This is a genomic window from Microbacterium sp. WCS2018Hpa-23, from assembly GCF_031843845.1.
Lineage (GTDB): Bacteria > Actinomycetota > Actinomycetes > Actinomycetales > Microbacteriaceae > Microbacterium.
The window spans coordinates 104,752-126,980 of sequence record NZ_JAVTIZ010000004.1 but is presented as its reverse complement, the minus strand read 5'-3'; the positions used below and the strand labels follow the sequence as shown (position 1 = coordinate 126,980).

Genomic DNA, 22,229 nt, shown 5'->3' with positions numbered 1-22,229 from the left:
ATGTCCGAGCCCTCGATCTTCACGCGCATCCTGAACGGTGACATCCCGGGCGAGATCCTGCTCGACACCGGTCGGGTGTTCGCGATCCGTGACATCAACCCGCAGGCGCCGCTGCATGCGCTCGTGATCCCCAAGACCGAGGACTATCGCGACGTGACCGAGCTCGCGGCGGGTGACCCCGGTCTTCTTGCGGAGATGGTCGCAGCGGCCGCGCAGCTCGCGTCCGAGCACGCGAACGGGGAGTACCGCCTCATCTTCAACAACGGCGCGAGCGCCGCCCAGTCCGTCTTCCACGTGCACGCCCATGTGCTCGGCAACATCGAGGAGAACAAGCTCGTTGGCTTCTGACGAAAACGATTCTGTGACCGCATCCGACACCGCCGTCGAGAAGATCTATGCCGACGGTGTCGCCATGGTGCAGCTCCTCGGCCCCCAGGACCGACTGCTGCGGATGCTCGAGAAGGAGCACCGCGACGTGCAGGTGCTCGTACGAGGCAACGAGATCACGCTCACGGGTGCGGCTGACGCCGTCGCGAAGGCGAAGACACTGGTCGACGAGCTGATGACCATGACGAAGGCCGGGCACGACCTCGCTCCGAGCGATGTGACCAGTTCCGCGCGCCTCCTGCGCAATGACGGCGGTCCTCGCCCGAGCGAGGTGCTCGGCGAAGCGATCCTGTCGACCAGGGGCAAGGTCATCCGACCCAAGACCCTCGGCCAGAAGGAGTATGTCGACGCGATCGAGGAGAACACGATCGTCTTCGGCATCGGCCCGGCCGGTACCGGAAAGACCTACCTCGCGATGGCGAAGGCCGTCCAGGCGCTGCAGCGCAAGGAGGTCACCAGGATCATCCTCACGCGTCCTGCCGTCGAGGCCGGCGAGCGTCTGGGCTTCCTGCCCGGCACTCTCACCGACAAGATCGACCCGTATCTGCGCCCGCTCTACGACGCGCTGAACGAGATGATGGACCCCGAGATCGTCCCTCGCCTGATGGCGACGGGGACGATCGAAGTGGCACCGCTCGCGTACATGCGCGGCCGCACGCTCAACGACTCGTTCGTCGTGCTCGACGAGGCGCAGAACACGACGCCCGAGCAGATGAAGATGTTCCTGACGCGTCTCGGCTTCGGCTCGAAGATGGTCGTCACGGGTGACATCACCCAGGTGGATCTTCCCCAGGGCTCGTCGGGACTGCGTCTCGTGACGCGTGTGCTCGACGGAATCGACGACATCCACTTCGCTCGCCTCACGAGTGAGGACGTGGTGCGTCACTCTCTCGTCGGCCGCATCGTCGATGCGTACAGCGAGTACGACGAACGTCGCACCGCTCAGCGCTTCGAGCGCGAGCAGGCTGCCGAGTTCGCCAATCGCGCCGACCGCCGAGGCGCACAACGACCAGGACCCCGGGACCGGATGCCGAAACGTGGCCTCTCCTGATGAAACGAGCACAGCAATGATCGAGATCAACAACGAGTCGGCTATCGACGTCGACGAGACGGTGCTGCAGCGACTGACCGACTTCAACCTCGCGCAGATGCACGTCAGCCCTGACGCCGAGGTCGCGATCGTGCTCGTCGACGAAGGCGCCATGGAAGCCCTCCACGTGCAGTGGATGGACGAGCCCGGCCCCACGGACGTGCTCAGCTTCCCCATGGACGAGCTGCGCCCCGGCACCGAGGATCGCCCGACGGCTCCCGGGCTGCTCGGCGACATCGTGCTGTGCCCGCAGGTCGCCGAGGCGCAGGCCCAGGCCGCCGGTCACACGCTGATGGATGAGCTGATCCTGCTCACCACGCACGGGCTCCTCCACCTGCTCGGGTTCGACCACGCCGAGCCCGACGAGGAGCGCGAGATGTTCGGACTGCAGAAGGAGCTCATCCAGGGCTTCGCCGCGTCTGAACGTCGACGATGACCGCGGCCCTCCTTCTCGCCGGCGCCGTGCTGCTGGTCGCGTTCGGCGGCCTCATGGCCGCGATCGATGCGGCCTTCGGCGTCACGTCGCGCTCCGACATCGCCGAGATGGGCACAGAAGGGCGCAATGCCCGGCAGCTGGCCCGTATCGCCGCCGACCCTGACGCTCACGTCAACGCCGTCGCCTTCATCCGCGTTCTCGCCGAGACGGCGGCGGCCGTGCTCGTCACGGTCGCCTTCAGCATCCTGTTCGAGAACATCTGGTGGGCGATGCTGGCCGCGGCACTGCTGATGACGGGCATCAGCTTCGTGCTGGTCGGGGCGAGTCCCCGGTCCTTCGGTCGTCACCATGCCGAGGGGATGCTGCGCGCCAATGCGCCGGTTGTGCGCGGACTGCGCGTCATCCTCGGGCCGCTCGCTCAGGGGCTCGTCTTGCTCGGCAACCGGGTGACCCCCGGACGCGGGCGCAGCTCGTTCACCTCGGAGGAGCAGCTGCTGAGCATGGTCGACGAGGCCGCCTCGAACGATCTGATCGAGGCTGACGACCGCGACCTCATCCACTCCGTCTTCGACTTCACCGACCAGTTCGTGCGTGCGGTGATGGTGCCCCGAACCGAGATGGTGACCGTCGACGCGACGGCGACGACGAGTGAGGCCATGGCGCTGTTCCTGCAACGCGGCGTCTCGCGCATGCCTGTGGTCGACGATGACGCCGACGACGTCGTCGGAGTGCTGTATCTCAAGGACCTCGTGCTGTTCGCGTTCCGCGACGAGAACGCGTGGCGCGCGGCATCCATCCGTCCGATCTCGCGACCGGCGACGTTCGTCCCCGAGTCCATGCGCGCGGAGACGCTCCTGCAGCAGATGAAGCGGGATGCCGTGCACGTGTGCCTGGTGATCGACGAACACGGCGGAATCTCGGGACTCGTGACCCTTGAAGACCTCATCGAGGAACTCGTGGGCGAGATCTCCGACGAGTACGATCAGGTGTCGGCTGAAGTCGTCGAACTCGGCGACGGACGCTATCGCGTGAGCGCCCGACTCTCGTTGGAAGATGTCGGCGATCTGTTCGGCCTCGAGCTCGAGGACGAGGACGTCGACTCCATCGGCGGACTGCTGGGCAAGGCGCTCGGACAGGTTCCGCAGCCGGGAGCCACGGCGACCATCGACGGACTGACGCTCACCGGCGGAGCCTCCAGAGGGCGAGGCCGCGGAATCGCGACGGTCTTCGTCGAACGAGCAGAGCACGACGCGGAATCGACCGCAGACGAGAGAGATGACGACGATGACTGAGCAGACGCGAAGCGGATTCGTGACCTTCGTGGGGCGGCCGAACGTCGGGAAGTCGACTCTCACGAACGCGCTGGTCGGCGAGAAGATCGCGATCACGAGCGAGAAGCCCCAGACCACACGACGGGCGATCCGCGGGATCGTCAACCGCCCGGAGGGCCAGCTCGTCATCGTCGACACCCCCGGCATCCACAAGCCCCGGACGCTCCTGGGCGAGCGGCTGAACGATCTCGTCGAGCAGGTTCTCGGCGACGTCGACGTCATCGGCTTCTGCGTGCCTGCGACCGAGAAGGTCGGTCCCGGTGATCGCCGCATCGCCGCGTCGCTCGACGGATATCGCCGCGCCAAGAAGATCGCGATCGTCACGAAGACGGATGCGGCCAGCCGTGACGACATCACCGAACGGCTCATGGAGGTCGATGCGCTTCGCGAGGACTGGGACGCCGTGATCCCGATCTCCGCGCTCACGAACGACCAGCTCGAGGTGCTCGCCGACGAGGTGCTCTCCCTCATGCCCGAGGGGCCGGCGCTCTACGGCGAGGGCGTCACCACCGACGAGTCGGAGGAGGACCGGATCGCCGAGATGATCCGCGAGGCCGCGCTCGACGGCGTCCGCGACGAGCTTCCGCACTCGATCGCCGTCGTGATCGACGACATCGCACCGCGCGAGGGCACCGACCTGACCGACGTGCACGCGTCGATCGTGGTCGAGCGTGACAGTCAGAAGGCGATCATCATCGGCCACAAGGGCAAGCGCCTCGCCGATGTGGGGCGGCGAGCACGCGTCGGCATCGAGGAGCTCCTGGGCACGCGGGTGTTCCTGGGACTGCACGTGAAGGTCGCGAAGGAATGGCAGCGCGACCCGAAGCAGCTGGGCCGACTCGGCTTCTGATGGCCCGCCACTGGATCGCCACCTCTTGGGGCTCGCCGGATGCCTGGCAGTTCGTCCAGTACGAGGTGCCGCGTCCGGGCCCCGGTGAGGTCACCATCCGGGTGCACGCGGCCGGAGTGAACCCGGCGGACGCGAAGCATGTCGCCGCGGCCAGGCCAGGCGCCGAACTCCCGGTGCCGATCGGATACGAGATCTCGGGTGAGATCACGGCGCTCGGACCGGACACGAGGATCGGGTCGGGCGACGCCGCGCTCGGCGACGAGGTCATCGCGTTCCGAGTGAGGGGCGGGTACGCCACCGAGTTGACCATCCCAGCGGAGAAGGCGTTCTTGAAGCCGACCACGCTCACGCACCCAGAGGCGGCCAACCTCCTTCTCGCCGGAACCACGGCGGCAGAGATGCTGGCGGTGACAGGCACAGCTCCGGGCGAGACGATCCTGCTGCACGGCGCATCCGGTGCGGTCGGCGTGAGCGTGCTGCAGCAGGCCGCACGTCGAGGCATCCGTGTGATCGGGACCGCCAGCCCTGCACGGTTCGATGTCGTCCGTCGATTCGGGGGAGTCCCCGTGCACTACGGGTCCGGCCTCGCTGATCGGATCAGGGATGCCGCGGGCGCGGCAGCCGTATCCGCAGCCCTCGACGCAGTAGGCACCGACGAAGCCGTCGACGTGTCGCTCCAACTCGTCACCGACCGGGGACGCATCGTGACGATCGCCGCTGCAGGCAGGGCGAAGAGCGACGGCATCCTGGCGATCGCCGGCTCGATGCCCGACAGCGCGCGGTTCCGGGATGCCATGCGAGGAGAGCTGGTCGCGCTCGCGCAGGCGGGAGAGCTGGTCGTCCCGCTGGCGAGGACCTTCGCTCTGGAGGATGCACCGGCAGCGCTCGCACTCCTCGCCGACGGGCATCCAGGCGGCAAGCTCGCACTGGTCCCGTCGGCGTAGTCGGACGCTTCCCGCAATCCTGCTACCATGGCCGCATGCCTTTCGGCGGTCTGCTTCTTCTTAGCTGCCGCGACGAGTCCTAAAGCTAGGGCCTTCCTCGTCGCGGCGCTTGTGTTGGCCCGTTCACATTTCTGACGAAGAGAAGAAGCCCCATCATGCAGAACACTCAGCGCCCGTCTGCGATGCCGATCCACAAGTATCGGCCGTACCACGAGCAGATCGCGGTCAACCTGCCTGACCGCACCTGGCCCGACGCCCGCATCACCGAAGCCCCGCGCTGGTGCGCGGTCGACCTCCGCGACGGCAACCAGGCACTCATCGATCCGATGTCGCCCGAGCGCAAGCGCGTGATGTTCGAGCTGCTCGTCAGCATGGGCTACAAGGAGATCGAGGTCGGGTTCCCGTCGGCGAGCCAGACCGACTTCGACTTCGTCCGTCAGCTCATCGAAGAGAACCTGATCCCGGACGACGTCACGATCCAGGTCCTGACCCAGGCGCGTGAGCACCTGATCGCCCGCACCTACGAGTCGATCGCCGGCGCGAAGCAGGCGATCGTGCACCTCTACAACTCCACGAGCGTGCTGCAGCGCGAGGTCGTCTTCCGCACCGACAAACAGGGCATCATCGACATCGCCCTCGAGGGCGCTCGCCTGTGCCGCCAGTACGAGAAGACGATCCCCGACACGAAGGTCTACTACGAGTACTCGCCCGAGAGCTACACGGGCACCGAGCTCGAGTTCGCAGTCGACGTCTGCAACCAGGTGATCGAGGTCTTCGAGCCGACTGCCGACCGCAAGGTGATCATCAACCTGCCGGCCACCGTCGAGATGGCTTCGCCCAACGTCTACGCCGACTCGATCGAGTGGATGAGCCGCCACCTCGCCCACCGCGAGAACGTGATCCTGTCACTGCACCCGCACAACGACCGCGGCACCGCGATCGCGGCCGCCGAGCTGGGGTACATGGCCGGCGCCGACCGCATCGAGGGCTGCCTGTTCGGCAACGGCGAGCGCACCGGCAACGTCGACATCGTGGCGCTGGGCATCAACCTCTTCACGCAGGGCATCGACCCGCAGATCGACTTCAGCGACATCGACCAGGTCAAGCGCACGGTCGAGTACTGCAACCAGCTGCCGGTGCCGGAGCGCAGTCCCTGGGCGGGTGACCTGGTTTTCACCGCGTTCAGCGGATCGCACCAGGACGCGATCAAGAAGGGCTTCGAGGCGATGGCCGTCCGAGCCGAGGCAGAAGGCGCAACGGTCGACGACATCGAGTGGGCCGTGCCGTACCTGCCGGTCGACCCGAAGGACCTCGGTCGCTCCTACGAGGCCGTGATCCGGGTCAACTCGCAGTCGGGCAAGGGCGGTGTCGCGTACCTGCTGAAGGCCGACCACGCGATCGACCTGCCCCGCAAGCTGCAGATCGAGTTCTCGGGTGTCGTGCAGACCAAGACCGACGCCGAGGGCGGCGAGGTCACCAGCGAGCAGATCTGGTCGATCTTCAACGACGAGTACCTGCCCGCCGCTGACACCGAGGCCAAGTGGGGTCGATTCGAGCTGCTCTCGACGCAGACCCGCAGCGACATGTCGGGCGATGTGGTGCTCGATGTGACCCTGCGCGACGATGATCAGCAGGTCGCCGTCGCAGGCAATGGCAACGGGCCGATTGCGGCGTTCATCGAGGTGCTGCGCGGCCAGGGCTTCGACATCACGCTCTACGACTACGTCGAGCATGCTCTCAGTGCCGGTGGTGACGCGCAGGCTGCGGCCTACGTCGAGCTGCAGATCGGCGACCAGCGCCTCTGGGGCGTGGGCATCGACGGCGACATCTCGACCGCGTCGCTCAAGGCGATCGTCTCGGGTGTCAACCGCTCGATCCGCACGCGGCAGCAGGAGCTCGCCGCAGTCTGACTTCACCTGCGGGCGCCCTCTCGGTCAGCGATCGAGGGGGCGTCTCGTCTTTCGCGGGATACGTCGGGTCACTCGGCGCTGGGCTTGATGATCGGGATCACGCCGGTTTCGGCTGCCACCTTGCGACGGTAGATGCGACGCTGCTCGGGCAGCGAGACGTCGAAGGTGACGGCGAGGATGCGGATGACGCTCGTGACCGCGATGCCGATGACGGCCGCGAGGGTGATGGGCATACCCAGTGCCACGGCGATGACGATGAACGTGCAGCCGGCGCCGGCCGCGACCGCGTAGAGCGAGCCGACGTGCATGATGGCGGTCGGCAGGCCCATCAGCATGTCTCGCAGCACGCTGCCGCCGACGGCCGCGCAGACGCCGATGAAGACCGCCGGCACTTCGGGGATGCCGAACGCGAGCGCCTTGCTCGTCCCGAAGGCACCGAACATCCCGATCACGACAGCATCGAGCACGACGATCGCCGTGTTCAGCCGGGTGAACAGCCCGGCGAGGAGCATGCCGAGCAGCGCCGCTCCACCTGCTGTGACCAGATACCACTGGTTCTGCAGCGTCGCCGGCGTCTGACCGAGCAGGATGTCGCGGATCAGACCGCCGCCCATGCCGATCATGATCCCGATGATCGAGACGCCGAGCCAGTCGAGCCGTCGCTGCCCCTGGAATCCGGAGGCGAACATCGCGCCCTGCACGCCGCCGAGGCCGACGCCGAGCAGGTCCGCCCAGAGCGGAATGATGAAGAGCGGTTCGGTCACGCCCCTATTCTCCCGCACGGAGGATAATCGAACGGTGCCCACTTACCGAGACGAAGCGGTGATCCTGCGCACCCACAAGCTGGGTGAGGCGGATCGCATCGTCACGATGCTCTCGCGGCGTCACGGCAAGATCCGAGCCGTGGCGAAGGGAGTGCGCCGCACCTCGTCGAAGTTCGGCTCGCGGCTCGAGCCCTTCATGGTCGCCGATGTGCAGCTGTATCAGGGCCGCACGCTCGACATCGTTCAGCAGGCTGAGTCTCTCGGCTCCTACGGATCCGACATCGCGGCGCACTACGACCGGTTCACGTCGGCCAACGCGATGGTCGAGACGGCCGATCGTCTGAGCGACTCCGAGGCGACGCCGGAGCAGTACCTGCTGCTGGTGGGCGGTCTCCGCGCGCTGTCCCGCGGTGAGCATTCTCCTCGCAGCATCCTCGACTCCTATCTGCTGCGCGTGATGGCGCTGTCGGGGTGGGCACCGTCGCTGGGCGATTGCGCCCGGTGCGCCGCGCCCGGCCCCCATGCCCACTTCGTCGGCCAGCTCGGCGGGGCGGTCTGCGTGAACTGCGCGCCGGCCGGCAGCCCGAAGGTCGCTGAGAAGACCCTGTCGCTGCTCCGCTCGCTGATGGCCGGCGATTGGGAGACGATCGACGCCGCGCCCCACGCCGACAACGCTGCCGCATCAGGTCTGGTCGCGGCGTACGCCCAATGGCACCTGGAGCGCGGCATCCGTTCGCTCGCACACCTCGTGGCCGACATCCCTCGAGAAGGAGCACGGTGAGCCCGAAGCCCTACACCCACAAGGATGCCGTGGCGTACCGCCCACTGGACTGGACGGGGGTATATCCGCCGACCTTCCCCGCAGTGCCCGAGCACGTCGCGATCGTCATGGACGGCAACGGACGCTGGGCGAACCGTCGCGGTCTCAATCGCGTCGAGGGCCACAAGGCGGGAGAGGAGGTGCTCCTCGACGTGGTCGCCGGCGCGATCCAGGCCGGGGTGAAGCACCTCTCTGTATACGCGTTCTCGACTGAGAACTGGGCGCGGTCTCCTGAAGAGGTGCGCTTCCTGATGGGGTACAACCGTGATGTGCTCCATCGCCGACGCGATCAGCTCAACGAGTGGGGTGTGCGCGTCCGCTGGGCCGGCCGCAAGCCGCGCCTGTGGGGCAGCGTCATCAAGGAGCTGCAGTACGCCGAGCAGCTGACCAAGGACAACGACGTGCTCACGCTCACGATGTGCGTGAACTACGGCGGGCGAGTCGAGCTGGTGGACGCGATGCGGTCGATCGCCGCCGATGTGGCAGCGGGAAAGGTCAAGCCGAACGCGATCAGCGAGAAGATGATCCGCCGCAACCTCTATGTGCCCGACATGCCGGACGTCGACCTGTTCGTGCGCAGCTCAGGCGAGCAGCGCACCTCGAACTTCCTGCTGTGGCAGGCGGCCTACGCCGAGATGGTGTTCCTCGACACGCTCTGGCCCGACTTCTCCCGCGAGGAGCTGTGGCGCTCGATCGGCATCTACCTGTCGCGCGACCGCCGTTTCGGCGGGGCGATCGACACCCCTGACGCGCCGGCCTGATCCCGCAGCCATCTTTCCGTCTGACGAGGGTGGCGCATCCTCACGATCGTCAGATGCGGGTGGTCGCCCGTGACGTCCGGCATCCGTTCCGCCCACTTGTGCAGGGTCTTGGTCTGCCACGCGATGATGTTCTCTTCGGGGTCTCCGGAGAACATCCTCCAGATCGGCTTCTCGACATTGTCGTTCCACATCCGGGTGCGCAGGATGCTGCGCCCGATTGTTCGCCGCAGCAGGCGTGTGCGGACCACGCGGTACGGGTAGTCCAGCCAGATCACGAGCTGCGCACGCGGCGCGAGGATCGCATCGGTGCCCTTGCTCGTGTACTGCCACTCGGTGACCCAGCGGTCCTCGGAAGCGAAGGCGCGCACGTCGTCGATGAACGATGGCCGCGGAGTCCAGTTCTCGCCGTGGAACAGCCCGTCGATCTCGACGTGGCGCAGATCCCACAGGTCGGCCACGCGTCGAGCGAGTGTCGTCTTGCCCGATCCGGTGACCCCGGCGATGAGCACTCGCTCGGGCCGGCGCGGCAGCGGATCGTCGACGGAGAGCATCCGAGAATCCTACCGACGGAATAGCCCATAGGTGCATGCGGTTGGATGTCAGTGTGACTGAAGCCATCTCGATCGACATCTGGTCCGACATCGCCTGCCCGTGGTGCTACATCGGCAAGCGCAACCTCGAGAAGGGACTCGAAGCCGTCTCAGGCGACGACGACGCCCCGCAGGTGAACATCACCTTCCATTCTTTCGAGCTCTCACCCGACACCCCCGTCGACTTCGACGGCGACGAGATCGACTTCCTCGCCGGCCACAAGGGGATGCCGCGCGAGCAGGTCGAGCAGATGCTCTCGCACGTCACAGGCGTCGCCGAGGGAGCTGGGCTCGCGTACCGCTTCGACCTGCTGCAGCACACGAACACGGTCAAGGCCCATGAGCTGCTGCACTTCGCGAAGGCTCAGGGTGTGCAGCACGAGATGGAAGAGCGCCTCATGTCGGCCTACTTCACCGAGGGCAAGCACGTCGGCCGTATCGACGACCTGGTGGAGCTCGCGGTCGAGGTCGGGCTCAACCCGGACGACACCCGCGACGCACTCGTGTCATCGCGGCACCTCGCGGATGTCCGCCAGGACCAGGCTCAGGCTCAGGCCTACGGCATCCAGGGCGTGCCGTTCTTCGTGATCGACGGACAGTACGGCATCAGCGGTGCGCAGCCGCCCGCAGCGTTCGAGAACGTCCTCCGCGACCTCTGGGCCAAGCGCGGCGACGCCGAGCCCAAGCCCGAGGCCGCAGCGGTCTAGCGGGTCAACGCGGCTTCGATCGCCCCGACGATCTCGGGGTCGTTCGGCTTCTGCTTCGGGCGGAACCGGACGACCTCGCCGTCGGGCAGCACGAGGAACTTCTCGAAGTTCCACTCGACGCGGCCGGCCTTGCCGCCGGCATCCGGAGTCTCCTTCAGAGACTTGTAGAGGTCCGTGGCGTTCTTGCCGTTGACCTTCACCTTGTCGTTGATGGGGAAGGTCACCCCGTAGGTGGTGGAGCAGAACTCGAGGATCTGGTCGACCGAGCCGGGCTCCTGACCGAAGAACTGGTTGCACGGGAACCCGACGACGCTGAACCCGCGGTCGCCGTACAGCCGCTGCAGTTCTTCGAGCTGCTCGTACTGCGGGGTGAGGCCGCACTTCGAGGCGACGTTGACGACGAGCACCACATCGGCACCGAGATCATCGAGCGTCTTCTCGTTGCCGTCGGCGTCTGTGAAGGGGATGGAACGGACTGCGGGATCGGTCATATTCACAGCTTAGGTCGATGCGCCGAGACGGGCTCCGTGTCTGGGAGAATGGGAGGGACATGACTCTCGCCACCGCTTCCGCTCGCACCCTCAACATCGGTCCGATCGCCCTCGACGTACCGGTGGTCCTCGCACCCATGGCGGGTATCACGAACACCGCGTTCCGTCGGCTCTGCCGCGAGTACGGCGCAGGGCTCTACGTGAGCGAGATGATCACGTCTCGCGCGCTCGTCGAGCGCAACGAGACGACGATGCGCCTGATCCGCCACCACGAGTCCGAGACGCCGCGCTCGATCCAGCTCTACGGCGTCGATCCGCACACCATCTCCGAGGCAGTCCGCATCATCGTCGCCGAGGATCACGCCGACCACATCGACCTGAACTTCGGCTGCCCGGTTCCGAAGGTCACACGCAAGGGCGGGGGAGCGGCGCTGCCATGGAAGAGCTCGCTCTTCTCGCAGATCGTCACGCAGGCCGTGAAGGCCGCCGGTGACGTGCCGCTGACCATCAAGATGCGCAAGGGCATCGACCCCGACCACCTGACGTTCCTCGACGCCGGGCGCGCGGCCGAAGACGCGGGTGTCTCTGCGATCGCTCTGCACGCCCGCACCGCGAGCGAGTTCTACTCCGGCTTCGCCGACTGGAACGCGATCGGCGAGCTCAAGCAGGCTGTGACCAGCGTCCCCGTGCTCGGCAACGGTGATATCTGGTCGGCCGATGACGCCGTGCGCATGATGCAGCAGACCGACTGCGACGGCGTGGTCGTCGGACGCGGATGTCTCGGTCGCCCGTGGCTGTTCGGCGAGCTCGCTGCGGCATTCGGTGCCGAATCGCACCCGGTCGACGCGACGCTCGGCTTCGTCGCCGACGCCTTCCGCCGCCACGCCGAGCTGCTCGTCGAGTTCTTCGAGGACGAGGACCGCGGATGCCGCGACGTCCGCAAGCACGTCGCCTGGTACTTCAAGGGCTATCCGGTCGGCGGAGACATCCGCACCGGGCTCGCGACGGCATCCAGCCTCGCCGAGATCGACGAGCTGCTCGGTCAGCTCGATCACACGGCGCCGTACCCCGGCGCCGATGCCGAGGGCCAGCGTGGTCGCTCGGGTCGCCCGAAGCGTCCGGCACTGCCGGACAAGTGGCTGGAGTCGCGCGAGCTCGCGGCGTCGGCATCCGAGATGATGCGAGGGGCGGAGATCGAGAACAGTGGCGGTTGATCCTCAGGTGAACTCGGCGCGAGGGCGCTCGGACGGATACGACCCGCGCGATGCCGAACGATTCTTCGCCGAGACGCATCGATCCGAACGCGACGACTTCGCCCGCGACCGCGCGCGCGTGCTGCACTCGGCCGCGCTGCGCCGCCTGGCCGCCAAGACGCAGGTTCTCAGCCCCGCCAGCACGGCCGACTTCGCTCGCAACCGCCTCACCCACTCGCTCGAGGTCGCCCAGGTCGGCCGCGAGCTCGCGACCGCGCTCGGCGTCTCCGCAGATGTGGTCGACACCGCGTGCCTCAGTCACGACCTCGGACACCCGCCCTTCGGGCACAACGGCGAGCGGGCGCTCAACGAGTGGGCGGAGCCCATCGGTGGTTTCGAAGGCAACGCGCAATCGCTGCGCATCCTCAGCCGTCTCGAGGCCAAGGCCATCGACGACGACGGGCGCTCGGTCGGGCTCAACCTGACCAGGGCCAGCCTCGACGCGACCTGCAAGTACCCGTGGACAGTCGACAGCCCCGTTCCAGACCCCGGTGGTCGGCTCAAGTTCGGCGTGTATCCCGAAGACGAAGAGGTCTTCCGATGGATGCGTGAGGGAATCCCCGGGCGTCGGCGATGCATCGAGGCCGAGATCATGGACCTCTCCGACGACATCGCCTACTCGGTGCACGATTTCGAAGATGCGATCGTCAACGGCTACGTCGACGTCGCCCAGCTCTCCGACCCGCGCCAGCACGAGGCGCTGATCGACCGCATCCAGCAGTGGGTCGGCTACGACTTCACGCGCGACGATCTCGCCGATGCGCTGTACCGTCTCGCCTCGCAGCCGATGTGGCTGCAGTCGTTCGACCGCTCGCGTCACGACCTGGCGCGGCTCAAGAACCTCACGAGCGACTTCATCGGTCGCTTCGCCCGCGCAGCCGTCTCCGCCACCCGCGAGGCGTATGCCGGGCCGACGCTCGTGCGCTACAACGCGCATGTCGTTGTGCCACGGGTGATCGAGGCCGAGATCGCGGTGCTCAAGGGCATCATGGGCCAGGCCATCGTCACGATCGACGCGCGCAAGGGCGTCTACAAGGAGCAGCGACGCGTGCTCACACGGCTCGCCGATGCGCTGTGGTCGACGGACACGCTCTGGTCGGCCGGGGCGGATGTGCTCGAGCCCGCGTTCTCGGCCGACTTCCGTTCCGCGACGACCGATCACGAACGCGCGCGGGTCATCGTCGATCAGATCGCGAGCCTCACCGATCAGAGTGCGATCGACTGGCACAACAGGCTGGTCGGCGAGATCGACCCCGCGGAGGTGGGCATCTGGACGCCGCGTCATGCGCGACCGGGTGCTCGTCAGCACACGCCGCGGCAGGCGGTCGTCGAAGGGGCCGGCTGATGCCCCGCATCCGCCAGGCCGACGTCGACGAGGTCAAGGCCCGCACGAACATCGCCGACATCGTCGGAGAGCGCGTTGCGCTCAAATCGGCCGGGGTGGGATCCCTCAAGGGGCTCTGCCCCTTCCACGACGAGAAGAGTCCCAGTTTCCATGTGCGGCCCCAGGTCGGCTACTACCACTGCTTCGGATGCGGTGAGTCGGGCGACGTGTACTCCTTCCTCCGCGAGATGGACCACGTCAGCTTCACCGAGGCGGTCGAGCGTCTCGCAGGCCGAATCGGCTACGCCCTGCACTACGAGGACGGCGGATCTGCTCCCGAGACGAGCGGGCGCAGTCGTCTGTACGCCGCGAACACCGCCGCCGCGGAGTACTTCCGCGGGCAGCTGCTGACGGCGGATGCCGAGGCCGGGCGCCGCTTCCTCGGAGAGCGCGGCTTCGACGCCGGGGCCGCGGCGCACTTCGGCGTGGGATTCGCGCCTCGGGGCTGGGACAAGATGCTGAAGGCGCTCACGGCGCAGGGTTTCACGCGCGACGAGCTGAGCGCCGCGGGATTGGTCTCCACAGGTCAGCGTGGCGTGTACGACCGATTCCGCGGCCGTCTGGTCTGGCCCATCCGCGACGTGTCGGGCCAGACGATCGGGTTCGGCGCGCGCAAGCTGTTCGACGACGACCAGGGCCCGAAGTACCTGAACACTCCCGAGACGCCGATCTACAAGAAGGCGCAGGTGCTCTACGGGCTCGACCTCGCGAAGCGCGACATCTCGCGGGGCGACCCGCGCCGGGTGGTGGTGGTCGAGGGGTATACCGACGTCATGGCCTGCCACCTCGCCGGTCTCACGACCGCGATCGCGACCTGTGGCACGGCATTCGGCACCGATCACATCAAGGTTCTCCGACGCGTCATGGGCGACGACAACGCCTCGGGTGAGGTCGTCTTCACGTTCGACGGCGACGAGGCGGGGCAGAAGGCCGCGCTGCGCGCATTCACGGAGGACGACCGCTTCAACGCGCAGACTTTCGTCGCGGTCGCCCCTGACGGCCTCGACCCCTGCGATCTCCGACTGCAGCGCGGCGATGCCGCCGTACGGTCGCTCATGGAGACCAAGCAGCCGATGTTCGAGTTCGCGATCGACCGCAAACTCTCGGGCTTCGATCTCTCCACGGTCGAAGGACGCGTGGGCGCCCTCCGTGCCGCCGCGCCGATCGTCGCCGAGATCCGCGATCGTCTGCTGCGCCCCGGATACGAGCGGGTGCTGGCCAGGCGCCTGGGCATGGACCCGACCGAGGTGCACAACGAGGTCGAGCGCGCCTCACGCGGTGGATCGCAGACCACGCGTCACGAGTCACCCCGGCACGAGGTGACGATCGATCCCACGACCGGTGCGCCGGCCGTGGCCCCGGTGACGCTGGCCAGCCTGCCGCGCACGGCGGATGTCGCCGTCGAGCGCGATGCGCTGATGGGTGCCCTCCAATACGGACACCAGATCGACCAGGCGCTGCTTGGCCGCGCGCTCGGCAGTCCTTTCCGCACCCCCGGGCTCGACGCCGTGCGTGAGGCCGTCGCAGCCGCCCCCGACCGCACTCGCGCGGGCTGGGTGACCGACGCCGTGAACTCGGTTCGCGAGCCGTACCGGTCGCTCGCCGGCGAGCTGCTCATGACACCGTTCCCCGCGCGCAACGAGGCCGGAGCCGTCGCGTCGACCACAGACCTCGCGCGCAGACTCATCATGCGCAGCCTCGAGCACGAGAAGCAGGAACTGCTCGGCGCTGTGCAGCGGGTGCCCGCCGATTCCGACGGCGGGCGTGCGCTGCGCATGCGGCTGCGTGACATCGACGTGGAGCGTCAGCGGTTCGCCGAGTCGTAACGGCAGCCGTCCAGCAGGGCAGGGCAGGATGGAGGAATGTTCTCCCGGCCCGAATCGACCAACGCGATCGACAGCTCCGACCTGGTCATCGACCGCATCGGGCACAGCGGTGCCACACGTGCGATCGACGGAGTGAGCTTCTCGCTCGCACCAGGCGAGCTCATCTGCGTCGCGGGGCCCACAGGGTCGGGCAAGTCCACCCTGGTCGCCGCTCTGGCCGGATCCACGGATCCATCGGTGCGAGTCGTCGGAGGCAGCGCCCAGGTGTGCGGCGTCGACATCCGTCGCCCTGGGCGCAAACACCGCCTGCTGACCTATCGCACCGGGTTCGTGCCGCAGGGTGCGGGGGCCGATCTGCCGCCGCAGCTCACGGTGAACGAGGTGATCGCCGAGCCGATCCTCATCCGCGAGAAGCGTGTCAACACCAAGGCGCTGTCGATCAGGGTGGCGACGCTGCTCGACGAGCTGCACCTGCCGCTGGGCACCGCCGCGAAGTTCCCCTATGAGCTCAGCGCGGGCATGCGGCAGCGCGTCGCGATCGCGAGATCGTTCGTGCTCGAACCCCGCGTGCTCATCGCCGACGAGATCCTCGCGAATCTCGACCTCGAGGTCCGTCCCGTCGTCTTCGATGCGATCACGCGGCGACGCAAAGAGCAGGGGATGGGTGCGCTGCTCGTCACCAACGACGCCGATTTCATCCGCGAGTTGAACGCCGAGACTCTCATGCTCCGCGGCGGTCACGTCGTCGCTCGCGGGGTGGGAAAGGACCTCCTGTGGGCGCCGAATGCGGAGGCGGATTCGCAGCACTGAGGGTGCCCGCGGGCGACACGCCCGATGTGCGGCCCGTGTCACGACCACGCTCCGGAGTTTGCTAGGATTGACGAGTTGCCCGCGCAGCGGAGCACATTCCTCGGTAGCTCAATTGGCAGAGCAGCCGGCTGTTAACCGGCAGGTTCTTGGTTCGAGTCCAAGCCGGGGAGCCAATGAAAAGCCCCTCTTCGGAGGGGCTTTTCCCTTTCCCTCGGTCCGTCCATGGGGACGGATCGCGCACTGCGGCAGGCGATCGCTCCCGCGCATGAAAGAAGGCCCCGTCGATGACGGGGCCTTCATTCGTGTCAGCGTCGGATCAGCGTGCTGCGCCCTGGAGCGAGCCCGTGGTCTGGCCGGCCGGGTCCGAGATGACGCACTGCACGATGCGGTCGTTCAGCTCGTCCCAGGTCTGCTGGGTCGGCGTGATCGGGTAGACCTCGAGCACGGAGTCGTTGAACGCGATACCGACGAAGCTCGTGTAGGCATCGCCGATGCACTCCTGCGAGGCTGCGTCGACGCTCTCCTCGGAGAACTCGCCGTCGTCCATCGTGATCTCGTAGTAGACCTCTTCGTCGTGCGGCTGGTCGCACGGGACGACGTCCGCATCTTCGATCAGGCCGGTGGCGCTGGCCATCTTGCAGTCGCCCAGCTTGAGCGCGAAGATGTCGATGTTCGAGCTTTCGGTGACCTGCCCGGTGTCCTCGTCGCGGTCGGCATCTCCCGAACCGCCACCCAGGATCCCGTTCAGCGCGCTACATCCGGTCAGTGCGACCGACAGCGCCACAGCAGAACCTGCAAGCGCCAGTGCGCGTCGCGTGCGCAGTTTCATCATGATTTCCCCTCCCAGAGCCTCTTGGTGCGTGGTATATCGAAACACCACCTCAAGCACGCTATCCGTGTCGGAGTCTGTGATGCAACTCCGAGAAGGCTTTGATTGGGCTGAAAGGTTAGGTCAGCCTTCCAAGTCGTCGACTCCGGGCATCCAGCTGGCGCCGGGCTTGCCCCACCCGCGCTTCTTCGCGATCTTCTGAACCGTCTTCCAATCGCCGTCCGAGAGACGGTCGATGTAGAGGATGCCGTCGAGGTGATCGAACTCGTGCTGCATGATCCGCGCACGCCAGCCGTCGACCGCGATCTCGACCGGCGCACCGTCGAGATCCATGCCTGTGACTCGTACCCGCTCGGAGCGACGCAGGGGGAATCGCTCGCCCGGAAAGGAGAGACACCCTTCCGACTCGAGGTCGTCGTCCGGCTCGCCCGGCTCGAGCGGCACCATCCAGAGCTCGGGGTTGATGATGACGCCGCGCCACGGCTGGTCGTCATCGTCGACGTAGGCATACGTGTAGATACGCAGTGGCACACCCACCTGGGGTGCCGCCAGGCCGACGCCTGGAGCCGTGTCCATGGTCTCGAACATGTCGGTCACGAGTGTGCGGATGTCGTCGGAGATCTCCTCGACGACGGAAGCGGGGGAGTGCAGGACGGGATCGCCCATGATGCGAATAGGAAGAACAGCCACGCCATAACCCTACTCGGCGCTTATCGCCGGGTAGGGTCGTAGGGTGAGCATCTCCGTATGGGCAGCTGGGGCGGAAGACGTCACCGACCAGTTGGTAGGCGCGTTCCAGAACCCGGGACTGCTCCTCGGCATCCCCCTCGCACTCGCGGGCGCGGTCTTCATGTCGCTCGGTGCTCAGTATCAGCACCGCGGCGTCGAGAAGATGGAGCGGCTGAGCGGTGCGGACGGAGCATCCGGTCTGTCGATGGCTCAGGTCCGCGGGCTCCTGACGAGACCCTCGTGGCTCGTCGGGACATTGATGCTGGGCCTTGCCATCGTCTGTCAGCTTGCAGCGCTGACCGTGGCACCTCTGATCGTCGTGCAGCCGCTCGGCGCGATCGCGCTGGTCATCACCACACTGCTCAACGCGCGCATCTCGGGGCACTCACCGACCAAGCAGTCCATCACGGCGATCATCTGCTGCGTCGGAGGGATCTTCCTCTTCGTCTTCTTCGCGGCGATCTTCGCCACAGAGAAGGACGTCACCGACACCGAGCTGTTCACGATCCTGGCGATCCTGCTCGTCGTGATCATCATTCTCGGTGCCTGCTGGCTCGTGCTCCGTCACCGGATGCGCGCGCTCTTCTACATCGTGGGCGCCGGAATCCTCTACGGCTTCGTCGCGACGCTCGCGAAGGTCGTGATCAAGCGTGTCCAGGCCGGTGACTTCGAGTGGATCACGCTCGTATGCGTGATCGCACTGATCGCCGCAAGCGCCGTCGGCGCCTACTTCGTGCAGACGGCGTACAGCTCTGGTCCGCCTGACCTCGTCATCGCCGGGCTCACCGTCGTCGACCCGCTGGTCGCCGTGCTGATCGGCATGGTCGTGCTCGGTGAGGCCGCCGCCGCGCCGCCGTGGGTTCTCGTGATCTTCGGCATCGCCGGCGCGATCGCGGTGTGGGGCGTCGTAGGGCTCGCCCGGTATCACCCGCAGGTGCTCAGCGACAGCCAGGAGATCGGTATCACCCGCGGAAGCGATGACGAAGCGAAAGGCCCCGAGGCGAAGAACCCCGAGGCCTGATCACACCGGCTCAGTAGGCCGGATCGATGAGATCCGGTGAGACCTCCGAGGCTGCCGCCTCGTCGACGAAGAACACCGTGCGCTTGCGCCCCTTGGCGCCCGCTGCAGGAACATTCGTGTAGCTGGCCCCGGCGAGAGCGAGGCCCAGCGCTGACGCCTTGTCAGCGCCGGTGAGCACGAGCCAGACGCGCTTGGACGCGTTGAGCACCGGGCGGGTCAGCGTCACCCGCTCGGGCGGCGGCTTGGGGGAGTCGCGCACGGGCAGTGCCGCGGCATCCGTCACGGTGACCTCGATGCGATCGGGGAACAGCGATGCGATGTGGCCGTCGGGACCGACGCCGAGGAAGCACACGGCGAACGAAGGCCACGGGTGCTCGTCGGTGCCGAATTTCGCGAGCTCAGTGGCATAGGCCTCGGCGGCCTCGTCGAGGGTCAGCCCTTCGCCTGCGGCCGCGACCTCGTGCACGTTCTCGGCAGGGACGGGGATGTGGTCGAGCAGAGCCTCACGGGACTGCAGCGCGTTGCGATCGGCATCGTCACGAGCGACGAACCGCTCGTCGCCCCACCAGAAGTGCACGAGCGACCAGTCGATCTGCGACGAGCGCGGGTCGTCGCGCGTCGCGCGCAGGACCGCCCCACCCATCGAACCGCCGGTGAGGGCGACGTGGGCGATGCGGCCGTTGCGCGTGCGCGCGCGAAGACGTGTCAGGAACCTGTCGGCCACCCTCGCGGCGAGTGCGGCGGGGGTGGATTCGACCACGACCCGCTTCTCTGCGGACGCTGTCTGAGACGACATCATTCTCCTGTCTCGGGCGGACCCAGCTTCTCCCAGCCCTCGGTGATCACTCGACCGTACAGGACGTCGGGGTCGAGGCGACGCAGCTCCTCGGCGAGGCACTCGCGCAGAGTGCGGCGGGGGAGGTGCAGATCGTGATCCGGCTGATCCGGCTGCGTGAGCACTGCGACGCCCGGGGTCGGACGCTCGAGCAGGATGTCGCCCGAAGCGCGATGGAGCCGCACGGACTTGATGCCCTCCTGCCAGTGCTCCGGGTCTTCGTAGGACCAGGTGACGGGGATCTCGAGCGCCATCTGCAACCAGGCGGCGAGCAGCGCGGTCGACGGCGAGGCGGACCCGCCTCGCACCTCGACCGCGGCGACCTCTTCGAACGGCGGCTGATCGAGCACGGCGGCGAGCTGCTCGCGCCAGTGCGTGAGACGCGTCCACGCGAGGTCGGTGTCGCCGGGAGCGTGCGTCTTACCGAGCGAGGCGAGCCGGTCACGCACGTCGGGCGCGGTGGCCGCATCCGTGATGCGTCGCTGTGCGATCTTGCCGAGGGGCGACGCGGCGGGCGAGGCAGGAGCCTCTTCCGGCCACCAGGCGACCACGGGCGCATCGGGCAGGAGAAGACCGGTGACCAGGCTCTCCTCGTTGCTGGCGGCGTCTCCGTAGGCGTGGAGCACGACCACCTCGGAGGCGCCGGCGTCACCGCCCACGCGGATCTGCGCGTCGAGGCGCGACTCGCCTTCACCGGTGGTGAGGACGATCACGCGCATCGGGTGCTCGCGAGAAGCATCGTTGGCCGCATCGATCGCAGCCTCGGCGACGCCGTTGCGTGCCGAGATGATCAGAGTGAGAACGCGGCCGAGGGCGACAGCGCCGCCCTCTTCGCGGACCTTGACCAGCTGCTTGGCGACCTGGCTGACCGTCGTGTCGGGAAGGTCGATGATCACGGGCGTCTCCAGACTCGTCCATCACGGGCAAGGAGGTCGTCGGCGGATGCCGGACCCCACGAGCCGGGTGCATACTGATCGACCGGACCGCCGACGGCAGCCCAGTACTTCTCCACCGGGTCGAGGATCTTCCACGAGAGCTCGACCTCTTCGTGGCGCGGGAACAGCGGTGGGTCGCCGAGCAGCACATCGAGGATGAGTCGCTCGTAGGCCTCGGGGCTCGCCTCGGTGAACGCGTGGCCGTAGCCGAAGTCCATCGTGACGTCGCGCACGTTCGTTCCGTTGCCTGGGACCTTGGATCCGAAGCGGATCGTGACGCCCTCGTCGGGCTGCACGCGGATCACGAGCGCGTTCTGGCCCAGCTCCGACGTGTTCGAGCGACCGAAGAGGTGCTCGGGCGCCTTCTTGAAGACGACGGCGACCTCCGTCACACGGCGTCCGAGGCGCTTGCCGGTGCGCAGGTAGAACGGCACGCCGGACCAGCGGCGGGTGTCGATCTCGAGCTTGATCGCGGCATACGTCTCGGTCGCGGACTCGGGGTTCATGCCGTCTTCGTCGAGGAAGCCGGTGACCTGCTCGCCGCCCTGCCATCCGCCGGCGTACTGGCCGCGGGCGGTCGCGAGGGAGAGATCATCGGGCACGTGCACCGCGGCGAGGACCTTCTCCTTCTCGGCACGGAGGTGCTCGGCCGAGAGACTGATCGGCTCTTCCATGGCGGTGAGCGCCAGCAGCTGCAGCAGGTGGTTCTGGATGACGTCGCGCGCGGCGCCGACACCGTCGTAGTAGCCGGCACGGCCACCGACGCCGATGTCCTCGGCCATCGTGATCTGCACGTGGTCGACGTAGTTGCGGTTCCAGATCGGCTCGTACAGCTCGTTCGCGAAGCGCAGCGCCAGGATGTTCTGAACCGTCTCCTTGCCGAGGTAGTGGTCGATGCGGAAGATCGAGTCAGCCGAGAACGCGACCTCGAGGGCGGCGTTGAGCTCGCGCGCGGATTCGAGGTCGTGCCCGAACGGCTTCTCGATCACGACGCGGCGCCAGCGCTCGTCGTCATCGTCGTTGTCGCCGACGAGACCCGAGTCCTTGAGCTGTTTCGCGACCAGCGGGAAGTCCTTCGGCGGGATCGACAGGTAGAACGCGTGGTTCCCCATCGTGCCGCGCTCGACGTCGAGCTGGTCGACCGTCTCGCGGAGTTTGCGGAAGGAATCGGGGTTGTCGAACTCGCCCGAGACGAACCGAATGCCCTGCAGCAGCTGCGCCCAGGTCTCCTCGCGGAAAGGGGTGCGCGCGTACTGCTTGACGGCGTCGTAGACGACCTGAGCGAAGTCCTGGTCCTCCCAGTCCCGACGGGCGAAGCCGACGAGAGCGAATCCGGGCGGAAGGAGTCCGCGGTTGGCGAGGTCGTAGACCGCGGGCATGAGCTTCTTGCGTGACAGGTCTCCGGTCACACCGAAGATCACGAGGGCGCTGGGCCCCGCGATCCGGTTGAGACGGCGATCATCGGGGTCACGCAGCGGGTTGTGCCCGCGCGAGATGGGAACAGACATCGGTGGGGGATTCTCCTG

Annotated in this window: 23 protein-coding genes and 1 tRNA gene; 16 read left to right on the top strand and 8 right to left on the bottom strand. The window is 67.2% G+C overall.

The genetic code is table 11. From position 1 onward, the window contains the following. The 7 genes from RQG77_RS08115 (at window position 1) to leuA (ending at window position 6,948) form a co-directional block, all read left to right on the top strand. Entirely contained in the window at window positions 1-348 is a 348-nt protein-coding gene (locus tag RQG77_RS08115; protein WP_311244270.1) for an HIT domain-containing protein, read from the top strand. A gap of 64 nt (window positions 349-412) precedes the next feature. Continuing rightward, complete coding sequence (locus RQG77_RS08110) at window positions 413-1,438, top strand: PhoH family protein (protein ID WP_235559979.1); 1,026 nt, start codon at window positions 413-415, stop codon at window positions 1,436-1,438. Between the two features lie 16 nt (window positions 1,439-1,454). Then, window positions 1,455-1,913 (top strand): rRNA maturation RNase YbeY, encoded by a 459-nt coding sequence (gene ybeY / locus RQG77_RS08105; RefSeq protein WP_056516826.1) that lies wholly within the window; start codon window positions 1,455-1,457, stop codon window positions 1,911-1,913. Then, entirely contained in the window at window positions 1,910-3,205 is a 1,296-nt protein-coding gene (locus RQG77_RS08100; protein ID WP_311244269.1) for a hemolysin family protein, read from the top strand. Before ybeY ends, RQG77_RS08100 begins: the two co-directional genes overlap by 4 nt. Next, on the top strand, window positions 3,198-4,094 hold the full coding sequence (gene era / locus RQG77_RS08095; RefSeq protein ID WP_056311591.1) for a GTPase Era: 897 nt from the start codon (window positions 3,198-3,200) through the stop codon (window positions 4,092-4,094). The genes RQG77_RS08100 and era overlap by 8 nt, the downstream gene beginning before the upstream one ends. Next, window positions 4,094-5,038: a zinc-binding dehydrogenase gene (locus tag RQG77_RS08090; protein ID WP_311244268.1), complete on the top strand. Its 945-nt coding sequence runs from the start codon at window positions 4,094-4,096 to the stop codon at window positions 5,036-5,038. The genes era and RQG77_RS08090 overlap by 1 nt, the downstream gene beginning before the upstream one ends. A gap of 155 nt (window positions 5,039-5,193) precedes the next feature. Beyond that, entirely contained in the window at window positions 5,194-6,948 is a 1,755-nt protein-coding gene (leuA, locus tag RQG77_RS08085; protein ID WP_311244267.1) for a 2-isopropylmalate synthase, read from the top strand. Window positions 6,949-7,016: 68 nt separating this feature from the next. Here the strand turns inward: leuA and RQG77_RS08080 are convergent, their stop codons facing one another. Beyond that, entirely contained in the window at window positions 7,017-7,712 is a 696-nt protein-coding gene (locus RQG77_RS08080; RefSeq protein ID WP_056516839.1) for a trimeric intracellular cation channel family protein, read from the bottom strand. 34 nt (window positions 7,713-7,746) lie between these two features. Here RQG77_RS08080 and recO point away from each other — a divergent pair, with 34 nt between their 5' ends. Both recO and RQG77_RS08070 read left to right on the top strand, forming a co-directional pair. Next, on the top strand, window positions 7,747-8,493 hold the full coding sequence (gene recO / locus RQG77_RS08075; RefSeq protein ID WP_056307262.1) for a DNA repair protein RecO: 747 nt from the start codon (window positions 7,747-7,749) through the stop codon (window positions 8,491-8,493). Next, window positions 8,490-9,293 carry an isoprenyl transferase gene (locus tag RQG77_RS08070; protein WP_311244266.1) on the top strand — a complete coding sequence of 268 codons (804 nt, stop codon included), beginning with the start codon at window positions 8,490-8,492 and terminating at the stop codon, window positions 9,291-9,293. The genes recO and RQG77_RS08070 overlap by 4 nt, the downstream gene beginning before the upstream one ends. Here RQG77_RS08070 and RQG77_RS08065 read toward each other — a convergent pair. Beyond that, entirely contained in the window at window positions 9,233-9,844 is a 612-nt protein-coding gene (locus RQG77_RS08065) for an AAA family ATPase (RefSeq protein ID WP_311244265.1), read from the bottom strand. The two genes, RQG77_RS08070 and RQG77_RS08065, sit on opposite strands and share 61 nt — an antisense overlap. 53 nt (window positions 9,845-9,897) lie before the next feature. Between RQG77_RS08065 and RQG77_RS08060 the strand changes: the two genes are divergently transcribed. Continuing rightward, on the top strand, window positions 9,898-10,590 hold the full coding sequence (locus RQG77_RS08060) for a DsbA family oxidoreductase (protein ID WP_311244264.1): 693 nt from the start codon (window positions 9,898-9,900) through the stop codon (window positions 10,588-10,590). Here the strand turns inward: RQG77_RS08060 and RQG77_RS08055 are convergent. Continuing rightward, window positions 10,587-11,081 carry a glutathione peroxidase gene (locus tag RQG77_RS08055; protein ID WP_311244263.1) on the bottom strand — a complete coding sequence of 165 codons (495 nt, stop codon included), beginning with the start codon at window positions 11,079-11,081 and terminating at the stop codon, window positions 10,587-10,589. The two genes, RQG77_RS08060 and RQG77_RS08055, sit on opposite strands and share 4 nt — an antisense overlap. A 59-nt stretch (window positions 11,082-11,140) precedes the next feature. On the opposite strand from RQG77_RS08055, the gene dusB reads away from it, so the two are divergent. The 5 genes from dusB (at window position 11,141) to RQG77_RS08030 (ending at window position 16,527) form a co-directional block, all read left to right on the top strand. Continuing rightward, window positions 11,141-12,295, top strand: a complete 1,155-nt coding sequence (dusB, locus tag RQG77_RS08050) for a tRNA dihydrouridine synthase DusB (RefSeq protein ID WP_311244262.1) — start codon at window positions 11,141-11,143, stop codon at window positions 12,293-12,295. After that, complete coding sequence (locus RQG77_RS08045) at window positions 12,285-13,679, top strand: deoxyguanosinetriphosphate triphosphohydrolase (protein WP_311244261.1); 1,395 nt, start codon at window positions 12,285-12,287, stop codon at window positions 13,677-13,679. The genes dusB and RQG77_RS08045 overlap by 11 nt, the downstream gene beginning before the upstream one ends. After that, window positions 13,679-15,544 (top strand): DNA primase, encoded by a 1,866-nt coding sequence (gene dnaG, locus RQG77_RS08040; RefSeq protein ID WP_311244260.1) that lies wholly within the window; start codon window positions 13,679-13,681, stop codon window positions 15,542-15,544. Before RQG77_RS08045 ends, dnaG begins: the two co-directional genes overlap by 1 nt. Window positions 15,545-15,580: 36 nt before the next feature. Then, on the top strand, window positions 15,581-16,354 hold the full coding sequence (locus RQG77_RS08035; RefSeq protein WP_056307278.1) for an ATP-binding cassette domain-containing protein: 774 nt from the start codon (window positions 15,581-15,583) through the stop codon (window positions 16,352-16,354). A 97-nt stretch (window positions 16,355-16,451) separates the two neighbouring features. Further along, window positions 16,452-16,527 (top strand) — tRNA-Asn (locus tag RQG77_RS08030). Window positions 16,528-16,670: 143 nt separating this feature from the next. On the opposite strand, the gene RQG77_RS08025 is transcribed toward RQG77_RS08030, so the two are convergent. Together RQG77_RS08025 and def are read right to left on the bottom strand one after the other, a co-directional pair. Next, the gene (locus RQG77_RS08025) at window positions 16,671-17,186 is read right to left on the bottom strand and encodes a septum formation family protein (protein ID WP_056307280.1); all 516 of its coding nucleotides are present in this window, start codon (window positions 17,184-17,186) and stop codon (window positions 16,671-16,673) included. A 120-nt stretch (window positions 17,187-17,306) separates the two neighbouring features. After that, window positions 17,307-17,873 carry a peptide deformylase gene (def, locus tag RQG77_RS08020; RefSeq protein WP_311244259.1) on the bottom strand — a complete coding sequence of 189 codons (567 nt, stop codon included), beginning with the start codon at window positions 17,871-17,873 and terminating at the stop codon, window positions 17,307-17,309. A gap of 49 nt (window positions 17,874-17,922) precedes the next feature. Here def and RQG77_RS08015 point away from each other — a divergent pair, with 49 nt between their 5' ends. Then, the gene (locus RQG77_RS08015; protein ID WP_311244452.1) at window positions 17,923-18,933 is read left to right on the top strand and encodes a DMT family transporter; all 1,011 of its coding nucleotides are present in this window, start codon (window positions 17,923-17,925) and stop codon (window positions 18,931-18,933) included. 10 nt (window positions 18,934-18,943) lie between these two features. Here RQG77_RS08015 and pgl read toward each other — a convergent pair whose 3' ends face one another. Genes pgl through zwf form a run of 3 tightly spaced genes read right to left on the bottom strand, consistent with a single transcriptional unit; the run spans window position 18,944 to window position 22,211 of the window. Further along, window positions 18,944-19,729 (bottom strand): 6-phosphogluconolactonase, encoded by a 786-nt coding sequence (gene pgl / locus RQG77_RS08010; RefSeq protein WP_311244258.1) that lies wholly within the window; start codon window positions 19,727-19,729, stop codon window positions 18,944-18,946. Further along, complete coding sequence (locus RQG77_RS08005; RefSeq protein WP_311244257.1) at window positions 19,729-20,664, bottom strand: glucose-6-phosphate dehydrogenase assembly protein OpcA; 936 nt, start codon at window positions 20,662-20,664, stop codon at window positions 19,729-19,731. The genes pgl and RQG77_RS08005 overlap by 1 nt, the downstream gene beginning before the upstream one ends. Continuing rightward, on the bottom strand, window positions 20,661-22,211 hold the full coding sequence (gene zwf, locus RQG77_RS08000; protein ID WP_311244256.1) for a glucose-6-phosphate dehydrogenase: 1,551 nt from the start codon (window positions 22,209-22,211) through the stop codon (window positions 20,661-20,663). Before zwf ends, RQG77_RS08005 begins: the two co-directional genes overlap by 4 nt. Between the last annotated feature and the right edge of the window lie 18 nt (window positions 22,212-22,229).

What these genes read in the sequence shown, in the direction of transcription:
- RQG77_RS08115 (WP_311244270.1), top strand. Translation starts at nt 1, where the DNA reads ATGTCCGAGCCCTCGATCTTCACGCGCATCCTGAACGGTGACATCCCG.
- RQG77_RS08110 (WP_235559979.1), top strand. Translation starts at nt 413, where the DNA reads ATGGTGCAGCTCCTCGGCCCCCAGGACCGACTGCTGCGGATGCTCGAG.
- ybeY (WP_056516826.1), top strand. Translation starts at nt 1,455, where the DNA reads ATGATCGAGATCAACAACGAGTCGGCTATCGACGTCGACGAGACGGTG.
- RQG77_RS08100 (WP_311244269.1), top strand. Translation starts at nt 1,910, where the DNA reads ATGACCGCGGCCCTCCTTCTCGCCGGCGCCGTGCTGCTGGTCGCGTTC.
- era (WP_056311591.1), top strand. Translation starts at nt 3,198, where the DNA reads ATGACTGAGCAGACGCGAAGCGGATTCGTGACCTTCGTGGGGCGGCCG.
- RQG77_RS08090 (WP_311244268.1), top strand. Translation starts at nt 4,094, where the DNA reads ATGGCCCGCCACTGGATCGCCACCTCTTGGGGCTCGCCGGATGCCTGG.
- leuA (WP_311244267.1), top strand. Translation starts at nt 5,194, where the DNA reads ATGCAGAACACTCAGCGCCCGTCTGCGATGCCGATCCACAAGTATCGG.
- RQG77_RS08065 (WP_311244265.1), bottom strand. Translation starts at nt 9,844, where the DNA reads ATGCTCTCCGTCGACGATCCGCTGCCGCGCCGGCCCGAGCGAGTGCTC.
- RQG77_RS08055 (WP_311244263.1), bottom strand. Translation starts at nt 11,081, where the DNA reads ATGACCGATCCCGCAGTCCGTTCCATCCCCTTCACAGACGCCGACGGC.
- dusB (WP_311244262.1), top strand. Translation starts at nt 11,141, where the DNA reads ATGACTCTCGCCACCGCTTCCGCTCGCACCCTCAACATCGGTCCGATC.
- dnaG (WP_311244260.1), top strand. Translation starts at nt 13,679, where the DNA reads ATGCCCCGCATCCGCCAGGCCGACGTCGACGAGGTCAAGGCCCGCACG.
- RQG77_RS08035 (WP_056307278.1), top strand. Translation starts at nt 15,581, where the DNA reads ATGTTCTCCCGGCCCGAATCGACCAACGCGATCGACAGCTCCGACCTG.
- RQG77_RS08025 (WP_056307280.1), bottom strand. Translation starts at nt 17,186, where the DNA reads ATGATGAAACTGCGCACGCGACGCGCACTGGCGCTTGCAGGTTCTGCT.
- pgl (WP_311244258.1), bottom strand. Translation starts at nt 19,729, where the DNA reads ATGTCGTCTCAGACAGCGTCCGCAGAGAAGCGGGTCGTGGTCGAATCC.
- zwf (WP_311244256.1), bottom strand. Translation starts at nt 22,211, where the DNA reads ATGTCTGTTCCCATCTCGCGCGGGCACAACCCGCTGCGTGACCCCGAT.